Source organism: Candidatus Njordibacter sp. Uisw_058 (assembly GCF_047730065.1).
GTDB lineage: Bacteria > Pseudomonadota > Gammaproteobacteria > Pseudomonadales > Balneatricaceae > Njordibacter.
In genome coordinates this window covers 107,279-127,594 of the sequence record NZ_CP159829.1, presented here as the reverse complement: position 1 = coordinate 127,594, position 20,316 = coordinate 107,279, and the positions used below count along the sequence as shown (strand labels likewise).

Genomic DNA, 20,316 nt, shown 5'->3' with positions numbered 1-20,316 from the left:
CATTGCTAACTTTCCAGTTCGTTGATAGCCCAATCTAGGGCGGGTTGGTACCAATCAGGCAGGGTTGCTTGAAGCGACTTTAAGGAGTCAAGCAACTGCACTTGGTGCGCCATAGAAAAGTTAATATGACCCACCTTACGCATCGGTCTAACGTCTTTACCATACCAAAAAACTTCAGCGCCGGGCAATGCTAACCAAGCTAAGTTGTATTCAATGCCTATGAGATTGATCATCACACTTTTGTGTTTAATAACCGCCGGGGCTAGAGGTAAATCTGCCGTGGCTCGTACATGATATTCAAACTGACTGATGCTCGCGCCAGACTGGGTCCAGTGTCCGCTGTTATGTACACGTGGAGCGAGTTCATTAATAAGTAAGCGCTCACCAACTCTAAATAACTCCATAGCCATTACACCCACATAATCAAGCTCGTCCATGACCTTTTTCAGCATGGCTTGAGCCGCGTTTTGTAGACTACTCAGACGCTCTAAAGGCGCCAAGGTGACCGTAAGGATGCCGTCTTGGTGGCGATTAAGGGCCAGTGGATAATAGTGGCATTCCCCTACGCGATTACGCACACCCACAATGGACACTTCTTCATCAAAAGCAATCGCTTGCTCCGCAATGACTTTATTATGCCAACCGTGAGGAATCGCATTACTAAGATGGGGACTGGTCTGGTTATCGCTGCCTTGATGCTCCACTAACCAATGCTGACCGCGGCCATCAAATCCACCCGTGCGTTGCTTGAGCAGAACGCGAGCGCCATATTGCTGATGCAGGCCGGCTGCAGTATCTTGCTCTGTGACAAGGACCCAAGGTGCGGTCGGTAAATTTAGACGATCTAACATTTGTTTTTGGGTCACACGATCTGCCACCAAACCAAATACCTCTTGGTTCACAAAGTTAGGATGAGCCGCCAATTGATCTGTGGCTTTGGTCGATGGCCATTGCTCACGTTCTGCGGTAATGACATCCCCATCATCTAGGGGCAAGTTGGCATCTAATGCAATATCTACGGGACGTAAATCAACCCCCAGTGGTTGAGCTGCATGTTTTAGCATGGCTCCTAACTGGCCTGCTCCCAATACCCACACACGTTTTATTGCTGGTTTCATGACGTTTGAATCAACCTTATCTTGGGTCAGGGTTATCTAATATAGTTTGCGTTTGTTGCGTGCGAAATTCTTCAATACGTTGCGCCAATTGAGCATCTTGGTTAGCCAATATTTGGCTCGCAAGTAGACCTGCGTTAAAGGCCCCTGCCCCACCAATGGCCAGACTCCCCACAGCCACTCCTCGGGGCATTTGCACAATCGAATAAAGGCTATCAACACCACTAAGAGCCTTACTTTCTACTGGCACACCTAACACAGGTAGGCGGGTTTTGGATGCGACCATGCCAGGCAAATGAGCAGCACCACCAGCGCCCGCAATAATCACCTGAATACCGCGACCTGCAGCTTGGGAGGAAAACTCCATAAGTTTATCGGGTGTACGATGAGCAGACACTACTGCTACTTCGTAACTCACACCCAAACGGTCCATAATTTGCGTAGCTTCTTGCATGCATGGCCAGTCGCTCTTAGACCCCATGATAACGGCAACTTGTGCGCCCATTGGTTATCCTCCAAAAATGAAGTATTAATTTTACCACATGGCCCGAAAAGGCTAAACAATGGAAAGTAAAACTAGCCTATTTCATGCAAAATTTGTTAAATTAGACCCATGAAACTGTCTTTAAACCAACAACATAAAAATATCTTGGCCAAAAAACACTGGATCTTTGATATGGACGGCACACTAACCATAGGCGTGCATGACTTTGACATGATGAGAAGCGAGTTAGGTTTAGCTTCAGGCTCAGACATTTTGGGAACGGTGCAAGCCATGCCCCAGGAACAAGCCGCACCTATGTGGGAAAAAATCAATGCCTTGGAGTCCTACTTTGCAAGCTTGGCTAAACCGATGCCAGGCGCATACGAGCTCCTCGATCACCTGCAAAAAAAAGGCGCCAACCTTGGCATATTAACCCGCAATGTCATGCCTGCTGCCATACAAACATTGGCAATTTGTAACTTGGATGGCTTTTTCACTTCCCAAGACATTTTGGACCGCGCGTCTTGCGAACCCAAACCCGACCCTGCCGGCATACAGTTACTCTTGGCACAATGGGGCGCTAAAACAAGTGACAGTGTGATGGTAGGCGATTACTTGTTTGACCTAGAAGCTGGCAGAGCCGCTGCAGTATCGACGGTACACATTGATACTTCAGCACAGTACCCATGGCCTCAGATGACGGACTGGGGGATTAATCACCTAAACCAACTCATCGATAGCTAAAGGCCATGCACCGGTTCTTTTAATAACTATGATTGTCGTCGAGTATGAGACGGTGTTACCTCAAAGTATTGACGATAACATTTGCTAAAATGTGGGTAGGATACAAACCCACAAGCCAAGGAGATATCACTCATACTCAACTGGGTCTGAGTGAGCAGTTGATGGCATCGCTTGAGTCGCAGTTCCAAGTAATAACGCGTGGGTGTGCTGCCTAGATATCGCTGAAACTGACGCTCAATCTGTCGCCGAGTAATGCCAACTAAAGACGCAATTTCTTCAGCTGACAACATTTCTTCCATGTTGTTTTGCATTAAACAAATGGTGTCTTGAAGGCTTTTGGGTAACTGCGTATCAGCCTGATCACTTAAAAATGCCGGTTCACCCGTGTCACTGATACGGTCACAGGTAAGAATGTCACAAATGCCTCGCACAAAAGGCTTACCTCTCGCTTCTAACATGAGCTCTAACATCATATCCAAAGCACTATTGCCACCTGCACAACTAAAACACTGATGATCGATAACGTAAGCTTTATCTTTTAAATTAATGTCAGCAAACGTTTCCCTGAAGCTCGCTCTATTACTCCGATGCACCACAGCCTTTTTGTCGTTAATAACCCCAGCATGAGCTAGAGCAAATAAACCATTCCACAATGACCCTAAAGTCTTTTTTCGCAGCTCAGGTTGACGTAAGAATCTAATGATCTGTGGTGGAGTTTGAAGCTCAACACGCAAGCCACCACAAACAACAAAAGCATCCAAATGATCAACATTAAGCTCTTCTAGTGCTTGATCAGCCATGGCAGAAAAGCCTAAGTCACTGCACACAGCGGCACCATCCAAGCTCACTAGGCGAAAGGTGTAAAGTTCTTCTTCACTGAGCAAATTAGCGGTTCGCAAAGCATCTATAGCAGACGTCAGGGCCATCATGGAAAAATTGGGTTGCAGCAAAAAACAAAAATTGCGCAGCTCACCTGGCAGTTTGTTGGTCACTGGCGCACCTGCAGGGTCTAGGGTAAACAACTGCTCTTTGGATGGAGGCTGAGGAGGCTGGATCATGGTCTGAGTATATCATTGAACTTACAGAGGAGAAAACAACTCATGAAAGTGTCAAGATGACTTATAAGTCTTACTGCTTAGGGACGCAATTCATGCCAAAATGGCGTTACTAATAAATGTTTGAGCTGTTTTATGAATTTTACTGGCACCAAAAACTATGTCGCCACCAAAGACTTACAAATGGCCGTCAATGCGGCTGTCACCTTACAACGGCCTTTGCTGATTAAAGGTGAACCCGGCACTGGAAAGACCTTGCTTGCAGAGGAAGTCGCTGCAGCTTTGGGTATGCCTCTAATGCAGTGGCATGTTAAGTCCACGACAAAAGCCCAGCAGGGGTTATATGAATACGACGCTGTGTCCCGCTTACGTGACTCACAACTGGGTCATGATCAGGTGCACAACATTGGCAATTACATTAAGAAAGGCAAGCTATGGCAAGCTTTTGATGCTGACCAACGCGTGGTTTTATTAATTGATGAGATCGACAAAGCAGACATCGAATTTCCTAATGACCTTTTAGTAGAGCTAGATAAAATGGAATTTGATGTCTATGAAACAGGTGAACGGGTGCAAGCTAAGCACCGACCTGTGGTAATTATTACCAGCAATAATGAAAAGGAGTTACCCGATGCCTTTTTACGACGCTGCTTTTTCCATTACATTAACTTTCCTGACAAACACACCATGAAGGCCATTGTTGATGTGCACTACCCAGAAATAAGTCAAAGCTTAGTCACCGAAGCCATGCAAATGTTTTTTGATCTACGTGAAATTCCTGGCCTCAAAAAGAAACCATCAACCTCTGAATTAATTGATTGGCTAAAGCTGCTCATGGCTGATGAAATGCCTCAAGATTTATTGGCAAACCGCGACCCAACTAAAGCTATTCCACCTCTTTATGGTGCCTTATTGAAAAATGAACAAGACGTACAATTACTTGAACGCTTGGCTTTTTTGGCCCGTAGAGAAGGGCGTTAATCAATTATGCTAGTCAACTTTTTTTACACTTTAAAGCGTGCTCAAATTCCTGTCTCTATTGAGGAATATTTGATGTTGCTGGAAGCTCTTCAGCAACACCTAGCGTTTGCAGACATGGATGATTTTTACCATCTTGCACGTATCTGCTTGATTAAAGATGAAGCTAACTTTGATAAATTTGACCGTGTGTTTGGCATTTATTTTGATCAACTTGAAAGCTTAGAAGACGTGCTAGATGCCCTCATTCCAGAAGCCTGGTTGCGCTCAGAATTTGTCAAACAGTTGACCGTTGAGGAAAAAGCCAAGATAAAATCTTTGGGTGGCTTAGAAAAACTCTTAGACACTTTTAAAGAGCGCCTGAAAGAACAGGAGAAACGCCATCAAGGCGGAAGTAAATGGGTTGGTACTGGAGGCACCTCGCCATTTGGCCATAGCGGTTATCACCCCGAAGGTATTCGTGTTAGCGGTGAGAGCAACCATAAAAGTGCCGCTAAAGTGTGGGAAAAACGTCAATTTAAAGACCTTGATGATAAGGTCCAACTTGGGGCACGAAACATTAAGGTCGCCCTACGAAAATTGCGCCAATTTGCTCGCACAGGGGCGGCTGAAGAACTCGACCTAGATGATACCATCAGGGCAACTGCCAAAAATGCGGGCATGCTGGACCTTAGACTGGTACCCGAGCGGCATAATGCCGTCAAAGTATTACTCATACTAGATGTTGGCGGTTCCATGGATCCCTATATTCAGGTGTGCGAAGAATTATTTGCTGCATGTCGCAGTGAGTTCAAACACTTAGAGCATTTTTACTTTCACAATTTTGTGTATGAAAGCGTTTGGCGCAACAATATGCGCAGGCATAACGAACCGACACCCTTATACGATATTTTACATACTTATGGACGCGATTATAAAGTGATATTTGTGGGCGATGCTTCCATGTCGCCCTATGAAATCACCAGCCCTTATGGCAGTGTAGAACACATGAATACAGAAGCAGGACACGTATGGATGCAACGCCTCACTGACCACTTTGATAAAGTAGCATGGCTTAATCCGGTCACACAAGACCATTGGCACTACACTCAATCCATAGGTCTGACTCAAGAACTGGTGCATGATAAAATGTATCCTATGACTTTGAGTGGACTCGGTGATGCAATTAAGGCTTTGACCAAATGACCGATGCCCCCATCAATAACCCTATCATTTGCACGTGTTTTGATATTGATCAAGCAAAAGTTAAAACGGCTATTGCACAGGGCCACAATGACTTTCGTAAACTGCGCATGGTCTTGGGAGTGGCTGGGGACTGCGGTAATTGCCACCGGCCTATTAATAAACTACTCAAAGCTCACCGCGCTCTAAACGCGCCTAGCAAAGACCCTCTGATAAGACGCAGATTCCCTATGCCTTGGCAACACATGAGCCGGGCAAAAGTAGAGCAAGAGTATACTCCCAGCTCCTGTGTTGACGACATTATGGTGTTTATCAACGATTACATCAGGCATTCTAAAGATGCTCAGCACCAACTGAACTATGCGAGCAACCTTGCCTATGGCAATGATATGGGCGAACGACTCGATTACTTTCCTGCTCAAACAGATGGCCCTTTACTGGTTTATATCCATGGTGGTTATTGGCAAGAACTAAGTAAGAATGAATCCTGCTTCATGGCGCCAGGCCTATTAGAACAGGGTACCAATGTAGCCATCATCGACTACACATTAGCGCCAAAGGCAACTATTAAGCACATGATTGCCCAGTGCTGTAAAGCCGTGGCTTGGCTTTTGTGTGAATCCCAAGAACTTGGTTTTGATGGTAATAAAGTGGTTATTGCTGGTAGTTCTGCAGGTGGACATTTATGCGCCAGCGTATTACAGGCAGCGCAGCAAGGACTGCACGGACTTAGCCCAAATTCTATTTCGGGGGCAATATTACTCAGTGGTGTGTACGACCTTCGACCGTTAATCAACACCACTATTAACGAGGCCCTCGGCTTAACTTTGCAGGACGCAACTGATCTGAGTCCAGGCTTGTATAGTAACCAAGACTTGCCTCCATGTGTAATTGCTTACGGCAGTAATGAAACCCAAGAGTTCAAGCGCCAAAGCCAAGAGTACTATCAACAATTACTCAGTGATGGGGTTCAGAGTCAGTGCATTGAGGTAGCAGGCCGTAATCATTTTGATATCGTATTTGATCTTGCACTAAAAGATTCTTGTATTAACCAACAGCTCATCGGCTTAATAACTGAACTTAGTCTTCAAGAATAGTCGCTGGGTGCCATCCAATGATGCATAGGCTTTGGTGCTTTTGGCGGCTATGGTGATAAAGCTTAGGCTGCTTTGCCATTGATCCGTAGGTTGCCAAGTGATCTCTCCAGTTATTGCACGCAGCGCACCTTGGGCCGTGTCGATGTGTGTGAGTGCCCAATTATACTGGTCATTATTAAAGCTATCACTTAAACCAAGACTCATGGTGACATCGGTTTGATTGCTAGCTACCGGTGTTAATGAAGGAGTGAGGTAGCTGGATTGATAATTAAGCCAATGCTGGACTGTTATGCTGGCATCCCACTTTTGATCACCATGGCTCAACTCTAAACCTACTGCCGTATCTAAACGATTGCTAGACGCTAAACCGGTATAGCCATGGTTATGCTCTAAGCCTCGTTTATAGGCCACATCAAATTTAACCAGATCGTCCTGCATGGCTTTGTTCCAACTGTATCCTATCCATTGGTAGGGCGTTGCAAATGCAGTAGAAGTGGCTAAATTGAGTACCGCACTATTGGGTACCATACGACCGGCATAAACAGCCCAATCAGTGCCTAATCCAGTGTGCCCATATTTTGCACCCCATTCTTTTTCTACACCATGGGCTAGAGCCACATTGGGGATTTCTGTCACACTTGGGTCGAGGCCCACAAACCATGACATTTGAGCCGACGGCATATAGTAACTGCCACTCAGTAACCACTGCGGTTTAAGGTCTGTTAGGCCACTGGTAAGGTTGGGTACAGGATTAATGACATCAATAACTCCTGAACCTTCCACTTCGCCCCAACTCATGACATAGCGACCTAAGTTAATACTAATGTCAGCTAAACTGTATTGCAGTGCCAAGTGTTCAATGTCTAAAAGGCTAAAAGCATTATCGCTGACCTTAAGTGAGTCGCCCTGCCAATATTGTATAGCCTTTAATTCTAATTCTGCATAACCCAACAGGCCTATAGGGGCTTCACTAATAAGGCGCAAATCTGTAGCGTGATTTGTGCGCTCATAACTGCGTTGAGGATTAACTGCCAAAGTGTGCTCTATACTCAGCTGTAAGCCCTTAGTTTGACCCACAACAATATTATCTTGGACAAACAGCTCATCCGTAAACACATCGTCATCCGTCAACAAATTCTCCTCATACACACCTTGCTCTGGGAGAGTGACCTCTGATAAATCATCAATGGTCATTTTACTGTTCGCATGAGTCTGTCCACTGGCCCACAGAGCCAGACAACACAAACACCAGACGCGCATTTGTACCTTCATCAACATAGCTACTGCACCTGCTCCCTGAGGCTTTGCAGGTGTCTTTGCCTAAAACCTTGGTCAGTGAGCGCCCGTTGCGTTAAGAACTTGGCATCGATGTTGAGTCCAAAATTTATGGTTTTTATGTTCATATTGGTTAAACGCTGGCTCACTAAGTTTTTGAAAGTCACACTGCGAGCTAACCAAATACCATTAATTTGCTCTACTTTAGCAGCTGATACATGCTTAATGGCGTTGCCATGCCTATCAAACATTTGTATTTTTAAGCTGATGAAACGTTCTCTATCAACCCAGGTTCTTAGTTTGCCATAGCGTGTATGTTTTGCACCTTCTATTGTAGGCAAGGATTCAATCACTGCCACAGGACGGCCCTTATAGTTACCGCTTTGTAATATTTTATAGGTGTAATGATCAAGTTTGCCCGTTTCTTGATCTTCGGTACTTATTTCTGAACCAAACACGCTCGTCGGTTCCGTGTCCTCGTCATCACGGCCTGAAGCAATGCGTTTAACTTTGCCCAGAGCTGATAAATAGAGCCAAGTCTCATTATCTTGGTCACTAGCATCGTAGGTATAAGTCAACATGCCAATGCCTTTTTCATTCGCAGGCTCCAGTATGATGGTAATTGATTGGCTGTCTTTATTGTCAGCTCCAAGATTAATTTGTGCACTTTCTAAGAGTTTGATGCGGGGTTTTTCCACACATTTAAGCTTGCCATTATGGGTACCATATTTACAGCTCGTAAGTTGTAGCAGATTAAAAGAGGAGTCAGTAGTAAGCAGTTGGTTATCATTCATTTTTTGCACTAGCTCACGAGCTGTCATTTCAGCTTGGGCAAGATTAGTAATGAATAGGCTAAGGCCAATGAGAGCAATGTTAATGTGAAAACCCATCATTTATCTCCTTTAAACTGTAGATTATCAATCACGTTTGGTTGGCCAAACTTAGGTTTGAAAAACATAATCAAGGCGGGGAAAAAAAGTAAATCACACAATAACGCAACAAAAATAGCTAACGAACCAAACGCACCTACCTTAGCAAGGCCTAAATAATTGCTAAAGCTAAGCATAAAGAAGCCACAGCCAAGCACCAAACTTGTGTAAGTGACGGCTTGCCCTACTTGCTTGATGGTGTCTACCAAGGCCAAGCGCATATCACCGTGTTTGGCGAGTGCCATGCGGTAGTGGGTTATAAAATGAATAGTATCATCAACGGCAATACCTATAATCAATGGGGCGATCATCAAGGTGTCTGTATCTAAAGGTATGCCCAATAATCCCATGAGCCCAAAGGCTAAGGTCGCCGGTATCATATTAGGAATAATAGACAAAAGACCTGCTTGAACTGAACCTAAAGTGAGTACTAACAAACCAGAGATAAGCACCATGGCAAGGGCTAAACTTTTAAACTGGTTATTACTCATGTCGTCCATCAGCCTCATCATCATGGCTAAGGTACCCGTAACGTGGACGTCCATGTTGGGGTATTGAGTTCGATGGGGCGCAAAGGCTTGTTCGATATCGATTTGCACCTGCTCAAAAAAATCGGCATATTCACTAGAGCCTGCATTACGCAGTTTCACACTAATGTGACTCTGACTATAATCATCATTCACTATGGCGCGCCGTTCTTCTGGGTTTGAGCTATTAAATAAATACAGCAGTTGCGCCACAGCAATATTGTCATTGGGAATGGTTTTATAAGCATCGCTACCATCTTGCATAATGGCATGGGTATCTTTAACTAGATTGGCAAGGGAGTATGTGCGAATAATGTGCTGAGCGTATTTGGCTTTAATATCACTTTGTAACTGATCCATAGTTTGTAATATGTCGGCTTGCATTAGAGCATCAGACTGATTCATGTTGATGAAGATTTCTAAGCTACCTGTGCCCATCATGTGTTCATCAACAATAGTATAAGCGGTCCTTAACGGAGAGCCCTCACGATAAAGCTCTGCAATATTAGAATCTATTTTAACTTGGGTTGCTCCATACAAACAAATAGCAAATAAACTCACAAAAACGCAATTGATTAAGAGCTTATACCCCTCCACAAAGGCAGGGATTTTATCCAACAAATCCTGCAGCCAAACACCACTGAGCAGCCATTGCAATCCACTGTGATAAACCAGTCTGCGCGCAGGCCATACCAATAACCAAAGGAGTTTAATCAATCTAGTCATTGGCCATAATAAAAAGGACAAGCGCAAACGCCAACCATGCATAGGTAGGCTGGATTTTTGCTTCGGCATGGGATGCCATAAATCCATGAGCACGGGTAGTAGAAAAATAGTATACAAAAAGGCTAACAATACACCCGCAGCAGAAGTGACACCAAACATCACGAACTGCGGCATACCCGTAATGGTTAATGCTCCCATGCCCGCCATGGTGGTAATAGTGGTCAGTAAAATAGGTAGCCCAGTTTTTGCATAAGCTTTAGACAGCGCTTGCTCATGCTCATGCTCATGCTGGCGAAAATACACATAGCTGCTCATCACATGAACACAATCAGCCACCCCAACAGCCACAATTAACATCACAGTAAGGCTGATGAGAGTGCTGGATTCTAAACCTAGCCAGCCTAAAGTGCCCACCACAAACAGGGCACTAATACCGATCGCAGCTTGGGGCCATAAGACCGCGCTCACGGAGCCAAATAAAGTCCACAATAATAGGTTAATCACCAGCACCATACCTAATAGTAATGCCGCCGCCTGTTTCAAATCATCTACCGCAAGCTCAACCAAAGACGCATTGCCAATGGGATAAAAGTGAAATTGCTCTGCTATTTCGGGTTGTTGGTATAAGCGACTCACTGCTTCCATAAACGAGAGATAAAGCCCGGAGTCCATGTCTTCAAAACGCATAGGATTTGATTGATCTGCAGTATCAACATCAGAAAAAATAGAGTCATCAAAATTGCCTGCCCAGTCCAATTCGTCGTCTTCCATCAAGTCAGCAGCGTTTGCTTGAAGATTTTGAGAGATCGGAACTGAGCCAAAATCTGTGGTCAACATGATGGCGCCAAAGCGGTAATTATCTGAAAAAAGGAACAAAGGCAAATTGCTTTGGGCCATTGCGATGGCTTTAACTTGCTGAGTCTCGTCTTTATCCATAATTAAATTTTGGATCAAACGTGGGGAACTTAGGGTGTCGCCGACATGGGTTTGAATACGCACATTGGTGAGGGATTGAACCCGTTTGATGTGGTTCAGTTCAAGCGCTAGATCTGGTGTAATTCCAGCATTATTTAATCGGGTTTGTGGAATTTCTTGCCAGCGACTAAGGCTGGTGGTCAGTTGGTCGATTAACCGTAAGGAGTCCACCGAAAACACATCGCCATCTTTAGCTTCGTAAACAATAAATAACCCATCATCACTGCCAAATTGATTACGAAACTCATCAAGACTTTGTAATACTGGATCATCTTCGCTAAACCATGAATCAACGGTTACATCAATCACAAATCGAGTGCTGCCAACCCCCATAAACAGGGTACTTGCAAGCACAAAGGTGATAATCCACCAACGCCAGGGCCTTATGTAGTTTGGCACACTTTCAAAAAAGTCACTAAGGCTAAAAAGAAAGGTTTTCAAAGATGTGTCCTGGTAGGGTATTAAACGATCAACTTATTTCACACTTTAACACGACCAGTTATTTGATGGCATATAACTAAATGGTCATATGCGCTGACGCAGTAATCAAAAAAGCCCGCTTAATTGCGGGCTTTTAAAACGCTAATTATCAGGCTTTAGCGATTGAACAACGAGTAAATGACAGCGATTGAAGCTAAGCCTACCAATCCTTCGCCACCTAATGTGCCAACAATGTCGAGTACATTATCAACGACTCCAACTCCTACAAATGCTACTTGAGCACCAAAAATCACCTCTAAAACAATGGCTAGTGCGATCAGCGCTATGCCTGCTTCAGTGAGTTTTTTAATAGAACTTACGATATTGTCCATCATATGTTTTGCCTCTTAAGCTTAATTATTTTTCTTAGGCCAAGCTCTGAACTAGCATTCTGACCACGAACATCATATCAGTATATAAATAATTTGCAAAGTTTTACAAATATTTACACAATGGGCAATAAAAACTTTGGTTTGAGTACTACCCTTAGATTATGGAAAAGTCTACGAGCGTTTTATTAAGTGTGGGGCTGTTATTGTTATTGTTATTGTTATTGTTATTGTTGCTGGGGATTAGTGGCTGCAGTACGAAAAGCCCTATGACTCCACAGCAGCAGTTGGCTGCAGACATCTATGCCCAATTGGCTTTAGGTTACATGGCCAGTGGGCATCTAGCTTTAGCTGAGCAACGTTTAAATAAGGCCATTGAGTTAAAGCCCAATGGTGCCCTTACTCTAAAAGCAGCCAAGCAATGGCGATCCCTGCATGATACGCAGACGCTCGAAGCGGAATAATTGCAGCAATGGGCGTTAAAATGCTGTTTTCCAGATTTTCCTTAGTTATACTAAAGGGGTACTCAATTGAATTGATCCGTTAAAAGGAAGTTATACTATGTTGAATCTGTCGTTCAAGGCTGTCATGTTAGGGTTAGGGATCGCGTTTATTAGCGCGTGTACTATGCCTGCAACGACAATACCCTCTGGCGAAGGCTCAACATTAGCCGGTAACAGCCCAGAGGTCGCCAATTCGTACGCAGACATTCCTATTTCTGCTAACGATCAATTATCAGTAAACGAGTCTTTGTTACTAAATACAGGCGAACAATGGATTGGTCGTGCAGTGTTGAAGTCTAAATTAGACCCCGTTCAAGCCTTCGAATATTACATTGCCAAAATGCCCGATCAAGGTTGGATCAACATTACTACCGTACAGTCTAAAACGTCGGTGCTAACCTACGAAAAAGCGGCTCGCGTGGCCACGGTTCAAATAGACAAAGGCACCCTAGGTGGCAGCCGTATAGCGGTCACTGTCTCACCCCGTGACGCCATTGCCCAGTAACTTCTACATTAGGACCCACTCCAACCTTTTTTAGTCAAGCAGTCTGTGATGGGCTGCGGAACCTCTAATTAAAGGTCTCATTGCACGGGTATCGATTAATTGTTCCTGGTTTGAGTCTGGGTTTGTATTCTAGATACAGCAGCTAACCAGCCATCATATAATTGATCACGAAATTGCTTATCTATTTTAGGCGTGAAGCGCTGATCACTTTGCCACATAGACGTTAATTCGGTTAAGGATTTGTAGATCTGTGCTTGCAGACCTGCTAAATAAGCCACCCCTAGGGCACTGGTTTCTACACACGTTGGCCGAGTAACCTCAGCACCGAGTATATTCGCCAAATGCGAAAGAAACCAATCATTAACAGCCATGCCTCCATCGACCCTTAACTCTGTGAGTCGCAAGCCATCCTTTTGCATCGCTTTTTGTAGATCTTTTGTTTGATAAGCCACTGACTGAAGGCCAGCGCTGATAATTTCCTTAATGCCTGTGTCTCTGGTTAGACCAAAAATTCCCCCTCGGGCTTCAGGGTCCCAATAGGGAGCGCCCAAACCAGTAAACGCAGGCACCATATAAACGCCATGGTCAATGGGAGTCTCTTTTGCCAGCGTTTCAACTTCACTGGCGTTATTGATCAACTTAAGGCCATCTCTTAGCCACTGGATGGCTGCTCCCGCCACAAAAATACTACCTTCAATGGCATACACGGGCTTATTATTTAGCCGATACGCAACCGTAGTGAGTAACCTACTGGTGGAGGCTAATGGCTTGTCTCCCGTGTTGAGCATTAGAAAACAACCCGTACCATAGGTACTTTTGGCCATGCCAGGGGCAAAGCAGGCTTGTCCAAATAGAGCCGCATGTTGATCACCAGCCACCCCTAGAATGGGTAGTTTTAGGCCTAAAACATGCTCCCCCATATACCCAAAGTCCGCTGCACTGTCTTTGACCTCAGGCAACATGATCTCAGGGATATTAAATATTTTTAACAGTGTTTTATCCCAGCATTGTTCATGGATATTAAACAATAAGGTGCGTGACGCATTGGTGGCATCAGTGGCATAGATTTGACCTTGGCTCAGTTGCCACATCAAGTAAGTATCAACTGTGCCAAACACTAACTCTCCAGCCTCTGCTCGATCACGACTACCCTCCACATGATCCAAAATCCAGCTCAGCTTAGTGGCAGAGAAATAAGGGTCTAACAAAAGTCCCGTGCGCTCTGTAACTAGGGCCTCTTGGCCAGCTTGTTTGAGTGCTTCACACTGTTTTGCTGTGCGACGGTCTTGCCAGACAATTGCTGGGTAAATAGTTTGGCCCGTTTTTCGGTCCCACACTAGAGTCGTTTCCCGCTGGTTGGTAATGCCAACACAACTGATTTGTTCGATTGAAAGGCCACTACTGGCCAGGCATTCACGACAGGCCTTAATCACCGTATCTAAAATATCTTGAGGGGCGTGCTCCACCCAACCATTATTTGGATAATACTGCTCAAATTCATATTGGGCAGAGCTAATCACAGTGCCATCTTTTGCAAAAATAATACACCGCGAACTCGTAGTGCCTTGATCAATTGTTAAAATGTACTGGTTCATTTATCTACCTATTATTTTTATAGCCTATGGTTTTTAGTGATATTTCGAAAGTGTTTGATCTAAGCTAGGGTTTCAAAATATCCCAAGTGCCTCACTATACGCTTTGCGTTGATTTTTGAATCGATATGGGTGTTCGCACATCGAGCAGCTTACAAGCTCCTCTGCAGGGACCCCACAGACCGTTCAAAGATCTAGATCAACTGGCTCGTTTAGGGAAGGTGCGCCGTTACCACGGAGCATAAACAGTCGTTCTAGCAGTCAAAATAGTGGCCCAAGCTAAGCGACCTAACCCCAGCGACCCTGAGCATAATAAGCCTGACCATCATAAGCCTAAGCATAGGGGCCGCAGAACTTGAGGGCTATTGACCGTCTCGGTCGCTGGGCATTATACCTAACTCATCCCAAAGCTCATCAATACGCTGCTTGACAGACTCGTCCATAGTGATGGTGCGGCCCCATTCACGAGTGGTTTCGCCTTCCCATTTATGGGTGGCATCCATGCCCATTTTAGAGCCTAAACCAGAAACAGGTGAAGCAAAGTCGAGATAATCAATGGGTGTATTTTCTACTAACAAGGTATCCCGTGCTGGGTCCATGCGGGTGGTCATGGCCCATATTACATCCTTCCAGTCACGAGCATTAACATCATCGTCAGTCACAATAACAAACTTGGTGTACATAAACTGGCGTAGAAAAGACCAAACGCCCATCATTACTCGTTTAGCGTGACCTGGGTATTGCTTCTTCATGGTCACTATTGCCATGCGATAGGAGCAACCTTCAGGCGGCAGGTAAAAATCAGTAATTTCAGGAAACTGTTTTTGTAAAAGTGGCACAAAAACTTCGTTTAACGCCACGCCCAGTATAGCGGGTTCATCAGGTGGACGGCCGGTGTAAGTACTGTGATAAATAGGGTCTTTACGATGGGTAATACAGGTCACAGTGAATACAGGAAAACTATCCACTTCATTGTAATAGCCCGTGTGATCTCCAAAAGGGCCTTCGTCTGCCATGTCATCTGGGGCGATGTAACCCTCTAAAATGTATTCTGCACTAGCAGGCACTTGCAAGTCATTAGTCAGGCAGGTTGCCACTTCAGTTTTACTGTCACGTAATAGCCCTGCAAAGGCATATTCACTCAAGGTATCTGGCACTGGTGTGACCGCACCTAAAATAGTGGCAGGGTCGGCACCTAGGGCCACAGCGATCGGAAAGTTTTCGCCGGGATGAGCTATTTTCCATTCTCGAAAATCTAAAGCCCCACCTCGATGAGATAGCCAGCGCATGATTAAACGGTTCTTACCGATGACTTGTTGACGATAGATGCCTAAATTCTGGCGCTGTTTATTGGGTCCCCGAGTGATCACCAAAGGCCATGTAATTAACGGCCCTGCATCCTCTGGCCAACTGGTTTGAATGGGTAACTTACTCAGGTCTACCTCATCACCACGCATGACATATTGCTGGCATGGTGGCTTACTGATGAGCTTAGGGCTCATATGCAGAACTTTTTTATAGAGGGGTAGCTTGCCTAAGGCATCTTTAAAGCCTTTGGGTGGCTCTGGTTCTTTCAATGAGGCTAAAAGATGGCCTATATCGCGCAAACTTTCAACGCTTTCAGCCCCCATACCAAGGGCCACTCGTTTGGGTGTGCCAAACAAATTAGCTAATACTGGAGTATCGTAACCTTTAGGATTTTCAAACAGCAAGGCAGGCCCTTCTGCGCGCAGAGTACGATCGCAGATTTCGGTCATTTCGAGGTACGGATCCACCTCTGTCGTGATGCGCTTGAGTTCACCTTGAGCTTCCAAACCCGCAATAAAGTCACGGAGGTCTTTGTATTTCATGCTCATAGCCTACCTAACTCCATGACTTAAGCGAGTTACTTGCGCTTCATAGACATGAAGAACTCTTCATTAGTCTTGACGCCTTTAAGCTTATCCAATAAAAATTCAGTGGCTTGACCATCTTCCATTGGATCTAACAACTTACGCAAAATCCACATGCGTTGCAGTTCATCATCACGGGTTAATAATTCTTCCCGACGCGTCGATGATTTACGAATGTTGATTGCAGGGAAAACTCGACGCTCAGAGATCTTCCGGTCCAGATGGACTTCTGAGTTACCCGTACCCTTAAATTCTTCAAAGATCACTTCGTCCATTTTGGAACCCGTTTCAGTGAGAGCCGTCGCAATAATAGTTAAGCTGCCCCCTTCTTCAATATTTCGAGCGGCACCAAAAAAGCGCTTTGGACGTTCTAAAGCATGGGCATCTACACCACCTGTCAATACCTTGCCAGATGAAGGAATCACTGTATTGTAGGCACGTGCTAAACGAGTAATTGAATCTAACAAGATAATGACGTCTTTTTTGTGTTCTACCAAGCGCTTAGCTTTTTCTACTACCATTTCAGCGACTTGAACATGGCGTGAGGGTGGCTCATCAAACGTACTTGCGACCACTTCACCGCGCACGGAGCGCTTCATATCGGTCACTTCTTCTGGACGCTCATCGATGAGTAGCACAATCAAATGGCAATCTGGGTTATTACGGGTGATAGAGTGTGCAATATTTTGCAGCATCAAGGTCTTACCTGCTTTAGGCGGAGACACAATCAAAGCTCGCTGGCCTTTGCCCATGGGCGCTGTTAAATCAATGATACGAGCCGTTAAATCTTCACTGGAGCCATTACCCAGTTCCATGGTTAATCGCTCTGTTGGGAACAAGGGTGTTAAATTTTCAAATAACAGCTTGTGTTTAGCCTCCTCAGGAGGCCCAAAGTTAATGCTACTCACTTTGAGCAAGGCAAAGTATCGTTCACCATCTTTAGGTGGGCGAATCTTGCCATCTATGCTGTCACCGGTGCGCAGACTAAACCGACGAATCTGACTGGGTGACACATAAATATCATCAGGGCCTGCTAAATAAGATGCATCTGCAGAGCGCAAAAAGCCGAAACCATCTTGCAGGATTTCTAGCACGCCCTGACCAAAGATGTCTTCACCACTTTTCGCGTGACGTTTGAGAATGCTAAATATACAATCTTGTTTGCGTGATCGGGCGATGTTGTCAAGACCCATACTTTGGGCTATCTCGACCAATTCAGGCATAGTTTTAGTTTTTAATTCAGTTAGATTCATAGGTAGAGGCGCGCCAGTGCGCTGGGAGAGTAAATAAATTTAGTGGAGTCGAAAGGCTAAGTCAGCCCGTTTTCCAGCTGATAAGACGAAGAGTCACGCTGGAATGGACACAGTCTGTATCAAGCGGACACAAGAGTCAACTTTAAAATACACTCGCAAGACGATAATGTTCTATGGCAACATCGATATGACCCATTTTGTGTTGTAATCGGGCCATTTCTGCGTGGGCCTCTTTGCTCTCTTGTAAGGTAATACTGGCTTGTAAATAGTCTTGCGCTTTACCCCACAACTCCAAGCGCCTGCATAAGCGACCCAATGTAAGTTGCAACGCCGCACTATCTTTGGAGATATCCTGCCAGGCTTCAGCCTTTGCTAAGCTTTGTTGTAAATCAGCTAGGGGTAAATGTGCATACTCAAGCACCAACTCTTCCAGCCAAAGTCGCTTTAATATTTGTTCAATGAACTTTTGCGTATGGATGGCTGAATCACCTTCAATACGAGCCATTGCTTTAACGTAATTGATAATGCTTGGGCCATGATTAGTAATACTCTGTGGCGCTTTTTTCCATAGTGCTTGTAGCTCATCCAAACTACTTTGGGCGGCACTTCCTGCCTGCCTGTGGCTGTCACTGAAGGCCCGACCATAGGCTAATTGTTGCTGCTGAGCTAACTGCTCTTCACTCAATTGGCTGTAATTACCAACCACCTGCAACAAACTAATGAGCTGGGACCACATTTGTCGACGTTGCAACAGATCTAACAATAATTGATTAGCTTCCGCGTGCTGAGGGTTCAGCTTATGTAAACTTTGTAATGGGTCCAAAGCGCCTTCATCGTCACCTTGATAAAGGCAGATCTCAGCTAGCTCCAAATAGGCTAATTGTTGTGCTCCAGGGAAATCCACCACTAGTTTGTCTAGTACCGTCTTGGCCTCTGGTATCTTGCCCTGTCTGCCAAGCGCTCTTGCTAGCCCAGGCAACACCACTACAGGCTGACTGGTGGTTGGCGCAAGTTCGGCTAGCTTCTTTTCTGCCCGCACGTTCTGGCCATCTGCCAGAGCCAGCAGGCCTTGGCGGGTTTGCAACTGCATGCGTTTGATCCGACTCGTCTGCTGCCAGCTACCCAGCACCCTAAAAGGTAGATTTAATGCAATAATAAAGCGCAGGCTCAAAGACAGGGTCACAAATAACAAGACCACAGCAAACAATAACACCCACAAACTCATTTCTATACTGGTGTCACCCCATGCTAGCAACACATATCCAGGGTCTACATTAATTAACGTGCCCAGTCCGGCACCCCCTAGCAATACCAATAAAATAACGAGAAGTAAAAAACGCATGCTTTATTCTCCCACCAAAGGCTCAGTTGGGGTTTCATGCAAGGTGCTAATAAATGCCTGCAAAGCGGTCAGAGAGCCATTGATATTAGGCATATTTACCAATACCTTGACCTTTTCTAGGATCTCAATCTGAGTCAATATAGCTTGGGAAACCAAATCACTGGATCGGTAATACTGCCCTAGGAGCTGCTTTACGCTGACCAGGGATTGGTCATATATGGTTTGTTGGCGGCGCAACAGGGCGACTTGAGTTTGGCTTAATGCCATTTCAATGCGCATGCGCACCAATAGCTCGGCTGCTGGGGTGAGTAACTGTTGATCCTCTTGGGTACGAGACTGCACCTTGACCAGTTGTCTTAACTCGCCCCATACATTTGCACCCACGTGTTTAACACCTTGCCACATGGACTGTGCCCAATCGTTGGTATTCACTGATGCCGGCATAGCAGTTGACTGAGCATTAATTGGCACTATCTTCGGCACCAGGGTTAGGTCGCTCTGAGGTGGAATGAAAGTAAGCTGAGCGGCCAAACTAGAAAGGGCTGCAAGACTCGCGTAGACACCTTCAACATCCACACTTGGGACCAAAGAAAGCGCAGCTAGGTCTGCAGCAATTGCTCGCCTGATCCCATAAGTGCCGACTTGCTCACTATCTCTAATAATGATGTCCGCTGCTTTAAGCAAAGCAACAGCAGACTCACTCGCCTGCTCCATAGCTAAACGTTGGCTGGCCAGTCGTAACAGATATTCGGCCTCTGCCAGTTCCCACTGGGGTAATGCCTGACCCTCATCTAATTGATTTTTAGCCACCGCTTCTAGTGCTGAAACTAGAGCCTCATCCATGCGCGCTTGGTTATTTTCCAAGTTTGTTTGTTGCACGCTCATGGTGTCCAGTGCAACCTCGTTTGAAAGCCTTAAAGCATCTAGCTTTTTTGCCAACCCTTGTTGTTGCTGCTGCCAGTATTGTAAGTTGTCAGATTGACCACTTTGATCGTTTGTGAGGGCGGCTCTTTGTGATTGTGCTTGCCATTGCCAGTAACCTAGACCCGCCACCATAACAATGAGTAGCAACACTATGACCCATAACAGGCCAAACTTGACTTGGTTGGTGCGGCCCACAGGCTTTGTTTTTGCCACACTTGCTCTGTCTGCAGGTTTAGAAACTTTAGCCGTGGGAGCCGCTTGAGCCGTTTTAGGTGCCGGTGATTTTTTTTCTGAAGCGTGATCTAAAGCCTTATCTGACACCTTTTCAGGGGCGTTTTCAGTTGCGTTTTTAGGCCCATCTTGGTTGGCTTTACTTGAGTCTTGTGTCACTGCTTGAGCATCCTTTTTC

At 45.3% G+C, this 20,316-nt stretch carries 18 protein-coding genes; 6 read left to right on the top strand and 12 right to left on the bottom strand.

Features of this window, described 5'->3' with window-relative positions; translation table 11 throughout:
- Positions 1-5: 5 nt before the first annotated feature.
- Positions 6-1,118 (bottom strand): 5-(carboxyamino)imidazole ribonucleotide synthase, encoded by a 1,113-nt coding sequence (purK, locus tag ABXT59_RS00630; RefSeq protein WP_443637021.1) that lies wholly within the window; start codon positions 1,116-1,118, stop codon positions 6-8.
- 16 nt (positions 1,119-1,134) lie between these two features.
- Positions 1,135-1,620 carry a 5-(carboxyamino)imidazole ribonucleotide mutase gene (gene purE / locus ABXT59_RS00625; RefSeq protein ID WP_443637020.1) on the bottom strand — a complete coding sequence of 162 codons (486 nt, stop codon included), beginning with the start codon at positions 1,618-1,620 and terminating at the stop codon, positions 1,135-1,137.
- A gap of 108 nt (positions 1,621-1,728) precedes the next feature.
- On the opposite strand from purE, the gene ABXT59_RS00620 reads away from it, so the two are divergent.
- Positions 1,729-2,343, top strand: a complete 615-nt coding sequence (locus tag ABXT59_RS00620; RefSeq protein WP_443637018.1) for an HAD family hydrolase — start codon at positions 1,729-1,731, stop codon at positions 2,341-2,343.
- Positions 2,344-2,369: 26 nt separating this feature from the next.
- On the opposite strand, the gene ABXT59_RS00615 is transcribed toward ABXT59_RS00620, so the two are convergent.
- On the bottom strand, positions 2,370-3,401 hold the full coding sequence (locus ABXT59_RS00615) for a GlxA family transcriptional regulator (RefSeq protein WP_443637017.1): 1,032 nt from the start codon (positions 3,399-3,401) through the stop codon (positions 2,370-2,372).
- 132 nt (positions 3,402-3,533) lie between these two features.
- Here ABXT59_RS00615 and ABXT59_RS00610 point away from each other — a divergent pair, with 132 nt between their 5' ends.
- The 3 genes from ABXT59_RS00610 to ABXT59_RS00600 are packed head-to-tail and all read left to right on the top strand — an operon-like array spanning position 3,534 to position 6,655.
- Positions 3,534-4,379: an AAA family ATPase gene (locus ABXT59_RS00610; RefSeq protein ID WP_443637016.1), complete on the top strand. Its 846-nt coding sequence runs from the start codon at positions 3,534-3,536 to the stop codon at positions 4,377-4,379.
- A gap of 6 nt (positions 4,380-4,385) precedes the next feature.
- Complete coding sequence (locus ABXT59_RS00605) at positions 4,386-5,561, top strand: vWA domain-containing protein (protein WP_443637015.1); 1,176 nt, start codon at positions 4,386-4,388, stop codon at positions 5,559-5,561.
- Positions 5,558-6,655, top strand: coding sequence for an alpha/beta hydrolase fold domain-containing protein (locus tag ABXT59_RS00600; protein ID WP_443637013.1), 1,098 nt, complete (start codon positions 5,558-5,560; stop codon positions 6,653-6,655). Before ABXT59_RS00605 ends, ABXT59_RS00600 begins: the two co-directional genes overlap by 4 nt.
- Here the strand turns inward: ABXT59_RS00600 and ABXT59_RS00595 are convergent.
- The 4 genes from ABXT59_RS00595 to ABXT59_RS00580 form a co-directional block, all read right to left on the bottom strand.
- Complete coding sequence (locus ABXT59_RS00595) at positions 6,626-7,933, bottom strand: hypothetical protein (protein ID WP_443637012.1); 1,308 nt, start codon at positions 7,931-7,933, stop codon at positions 6,626-6,628. The two genes, ABXT59_RS00600 and ABXT59_RS00595, sit on opposite strands and share 30 nt — an antisense overlap.
- Positions 7,934-7,935: 2 nt before the next feature.
- Positions 7,936-8,823, bottom strand: coding sequence for an outer membrane lipoprotein-sorting protein (locus ABXT59_RS00590; RefSeq protein ID WP_443637011.1), 888 nt, complete (start codon positions 8,821-8,823; stop codon positions 7,936-7,938).
- Complete coding sequence (locus ABXT59_RS00585; RefSeq protein WP_443637010.1) at positions 8,820-11,528, bottom strand: efflux RND transporter permease subunit; 2,709 nt, start codon at positions 11,526-11,528, stop codon at positions 8,820-8,822. Before ABXT59_RS00585 ends, ABXT59_RS00590 begins: the two co-directional genes overlap by 4 nt.
- Positions 11,529-11,683: 155 nt before the next feature.
- Positions 11,684-11,902 carry a hypothetical protein gene (locus ABXT59_RS00580; RefSeq protein ID WP_443637009.1) on the bottom strand — a complete coding sequence of 73 codons (219 nt, stop codon included), beginning with the start codon at positions 11,900-11,902 and terminating at the stop codon, positions 11,684-11,686.
- Positions 11,903-12,060: 158 nt separating this feature from the next.
- Between ABXT59_RS00580 and ABXT59_RS00575 the strand changes: the two genes are divergently transcribed.
- Positions 12,061-12,360, top strand: a complete 300-nt coding sequence (locus ABXT59_RS00575; RefSeq protein ID WP_443637008.1) for a hypothetical protein — start codon at positions 12,061-12,063, stop codon at positions 12,358-12,360.
- A gap of 97 nt (positions 12,361-12,457) precedes the next feature.
- Complete coding sequence (locus ABXT59_RS00570) at positions 12,458-12,904, top strand: hypothetical protein (protein ID WP_443637007.1); 447 nt, start codon at positions 12,458-12,460, stop codon at positions 12,902-12,904.
- A 95-nt stretch (positions 12,905-12,999) separates the two neighbouring features.
- Here ABXT59_RS00570 and glpK read toward each other — a convergent pair whose 3' ends face one another.
- From glpK to ABXT59_RS00545, 5 genes are all read right to left on the bottom strand, one after another.
- The gene (gene glpK, locus ABXT59_RS00565) at positions 13,000-14,499 is read right to left on the bottom strand and encodes a glycerol kinase GlpK (RefSeq protein WP_443637006.1); all 1,500 of its coding nucleotides are present in this window, start codon (positions 14,497-14,499) and stop codon (positions 13,000-13,002) included.
- Between the two features lie 359 nt (positions 14,500-14,858).
- Positions 14,859-16,346, bottom strand: a complete 1,488-nt coding sequence (ubiD, locus tag ABXT59_RS00560; RefSeq protein WP_443637004.1) for a 4-hydroxy-3-polyprenylbenzoate decarboxylase — start codon at positions 16,344-16,346, stop codon at positions 14,859-14,861.
- 35 nt (positions 16,347-16,381) lie between these two features.
- Complete coding sequence (gene rho, locus ABXT59_RS00555; RefSeq protein WP_443637003.1) at positions 16,382-17,641, bottom strand: transcription termination factor Rho; 1,260 nt, start codon at positions 17,639-17,641, stop codon at positions 16,382-16,384.
- Positions 17,642-17,783: 142 nt separating this feature from the next.
- The gene (locus tag ABXT59_RS00550; RefSeq protein WP_443637001.1) at positions 17,784-18,983 is read right to left on the bottom strand and encodes a heme biosynthesis HemY N-terminal domain-containing protein; all 1,200 of its coding nucleotides are present in this window, start codon (positions 18,981-18,983) and stop codon (positions 17,784-17,786) included.
- Positions 18,984-18,986: 3 nt separating this feature from the next.
- On the bottom strand, positions 18,987-20,297 hold the full coding sequence (locus tag ABXT59_RS00545; protein WP_443637000.1) for a uroporphyrinogen-III C-methyltransferase: 1,311 nt from the start codon (positions 20,295-20,297) through the stop codon (positions 18,987-18,989).
- Positions 20,298-20,316 lie beyond the last annotated feature (19 nt).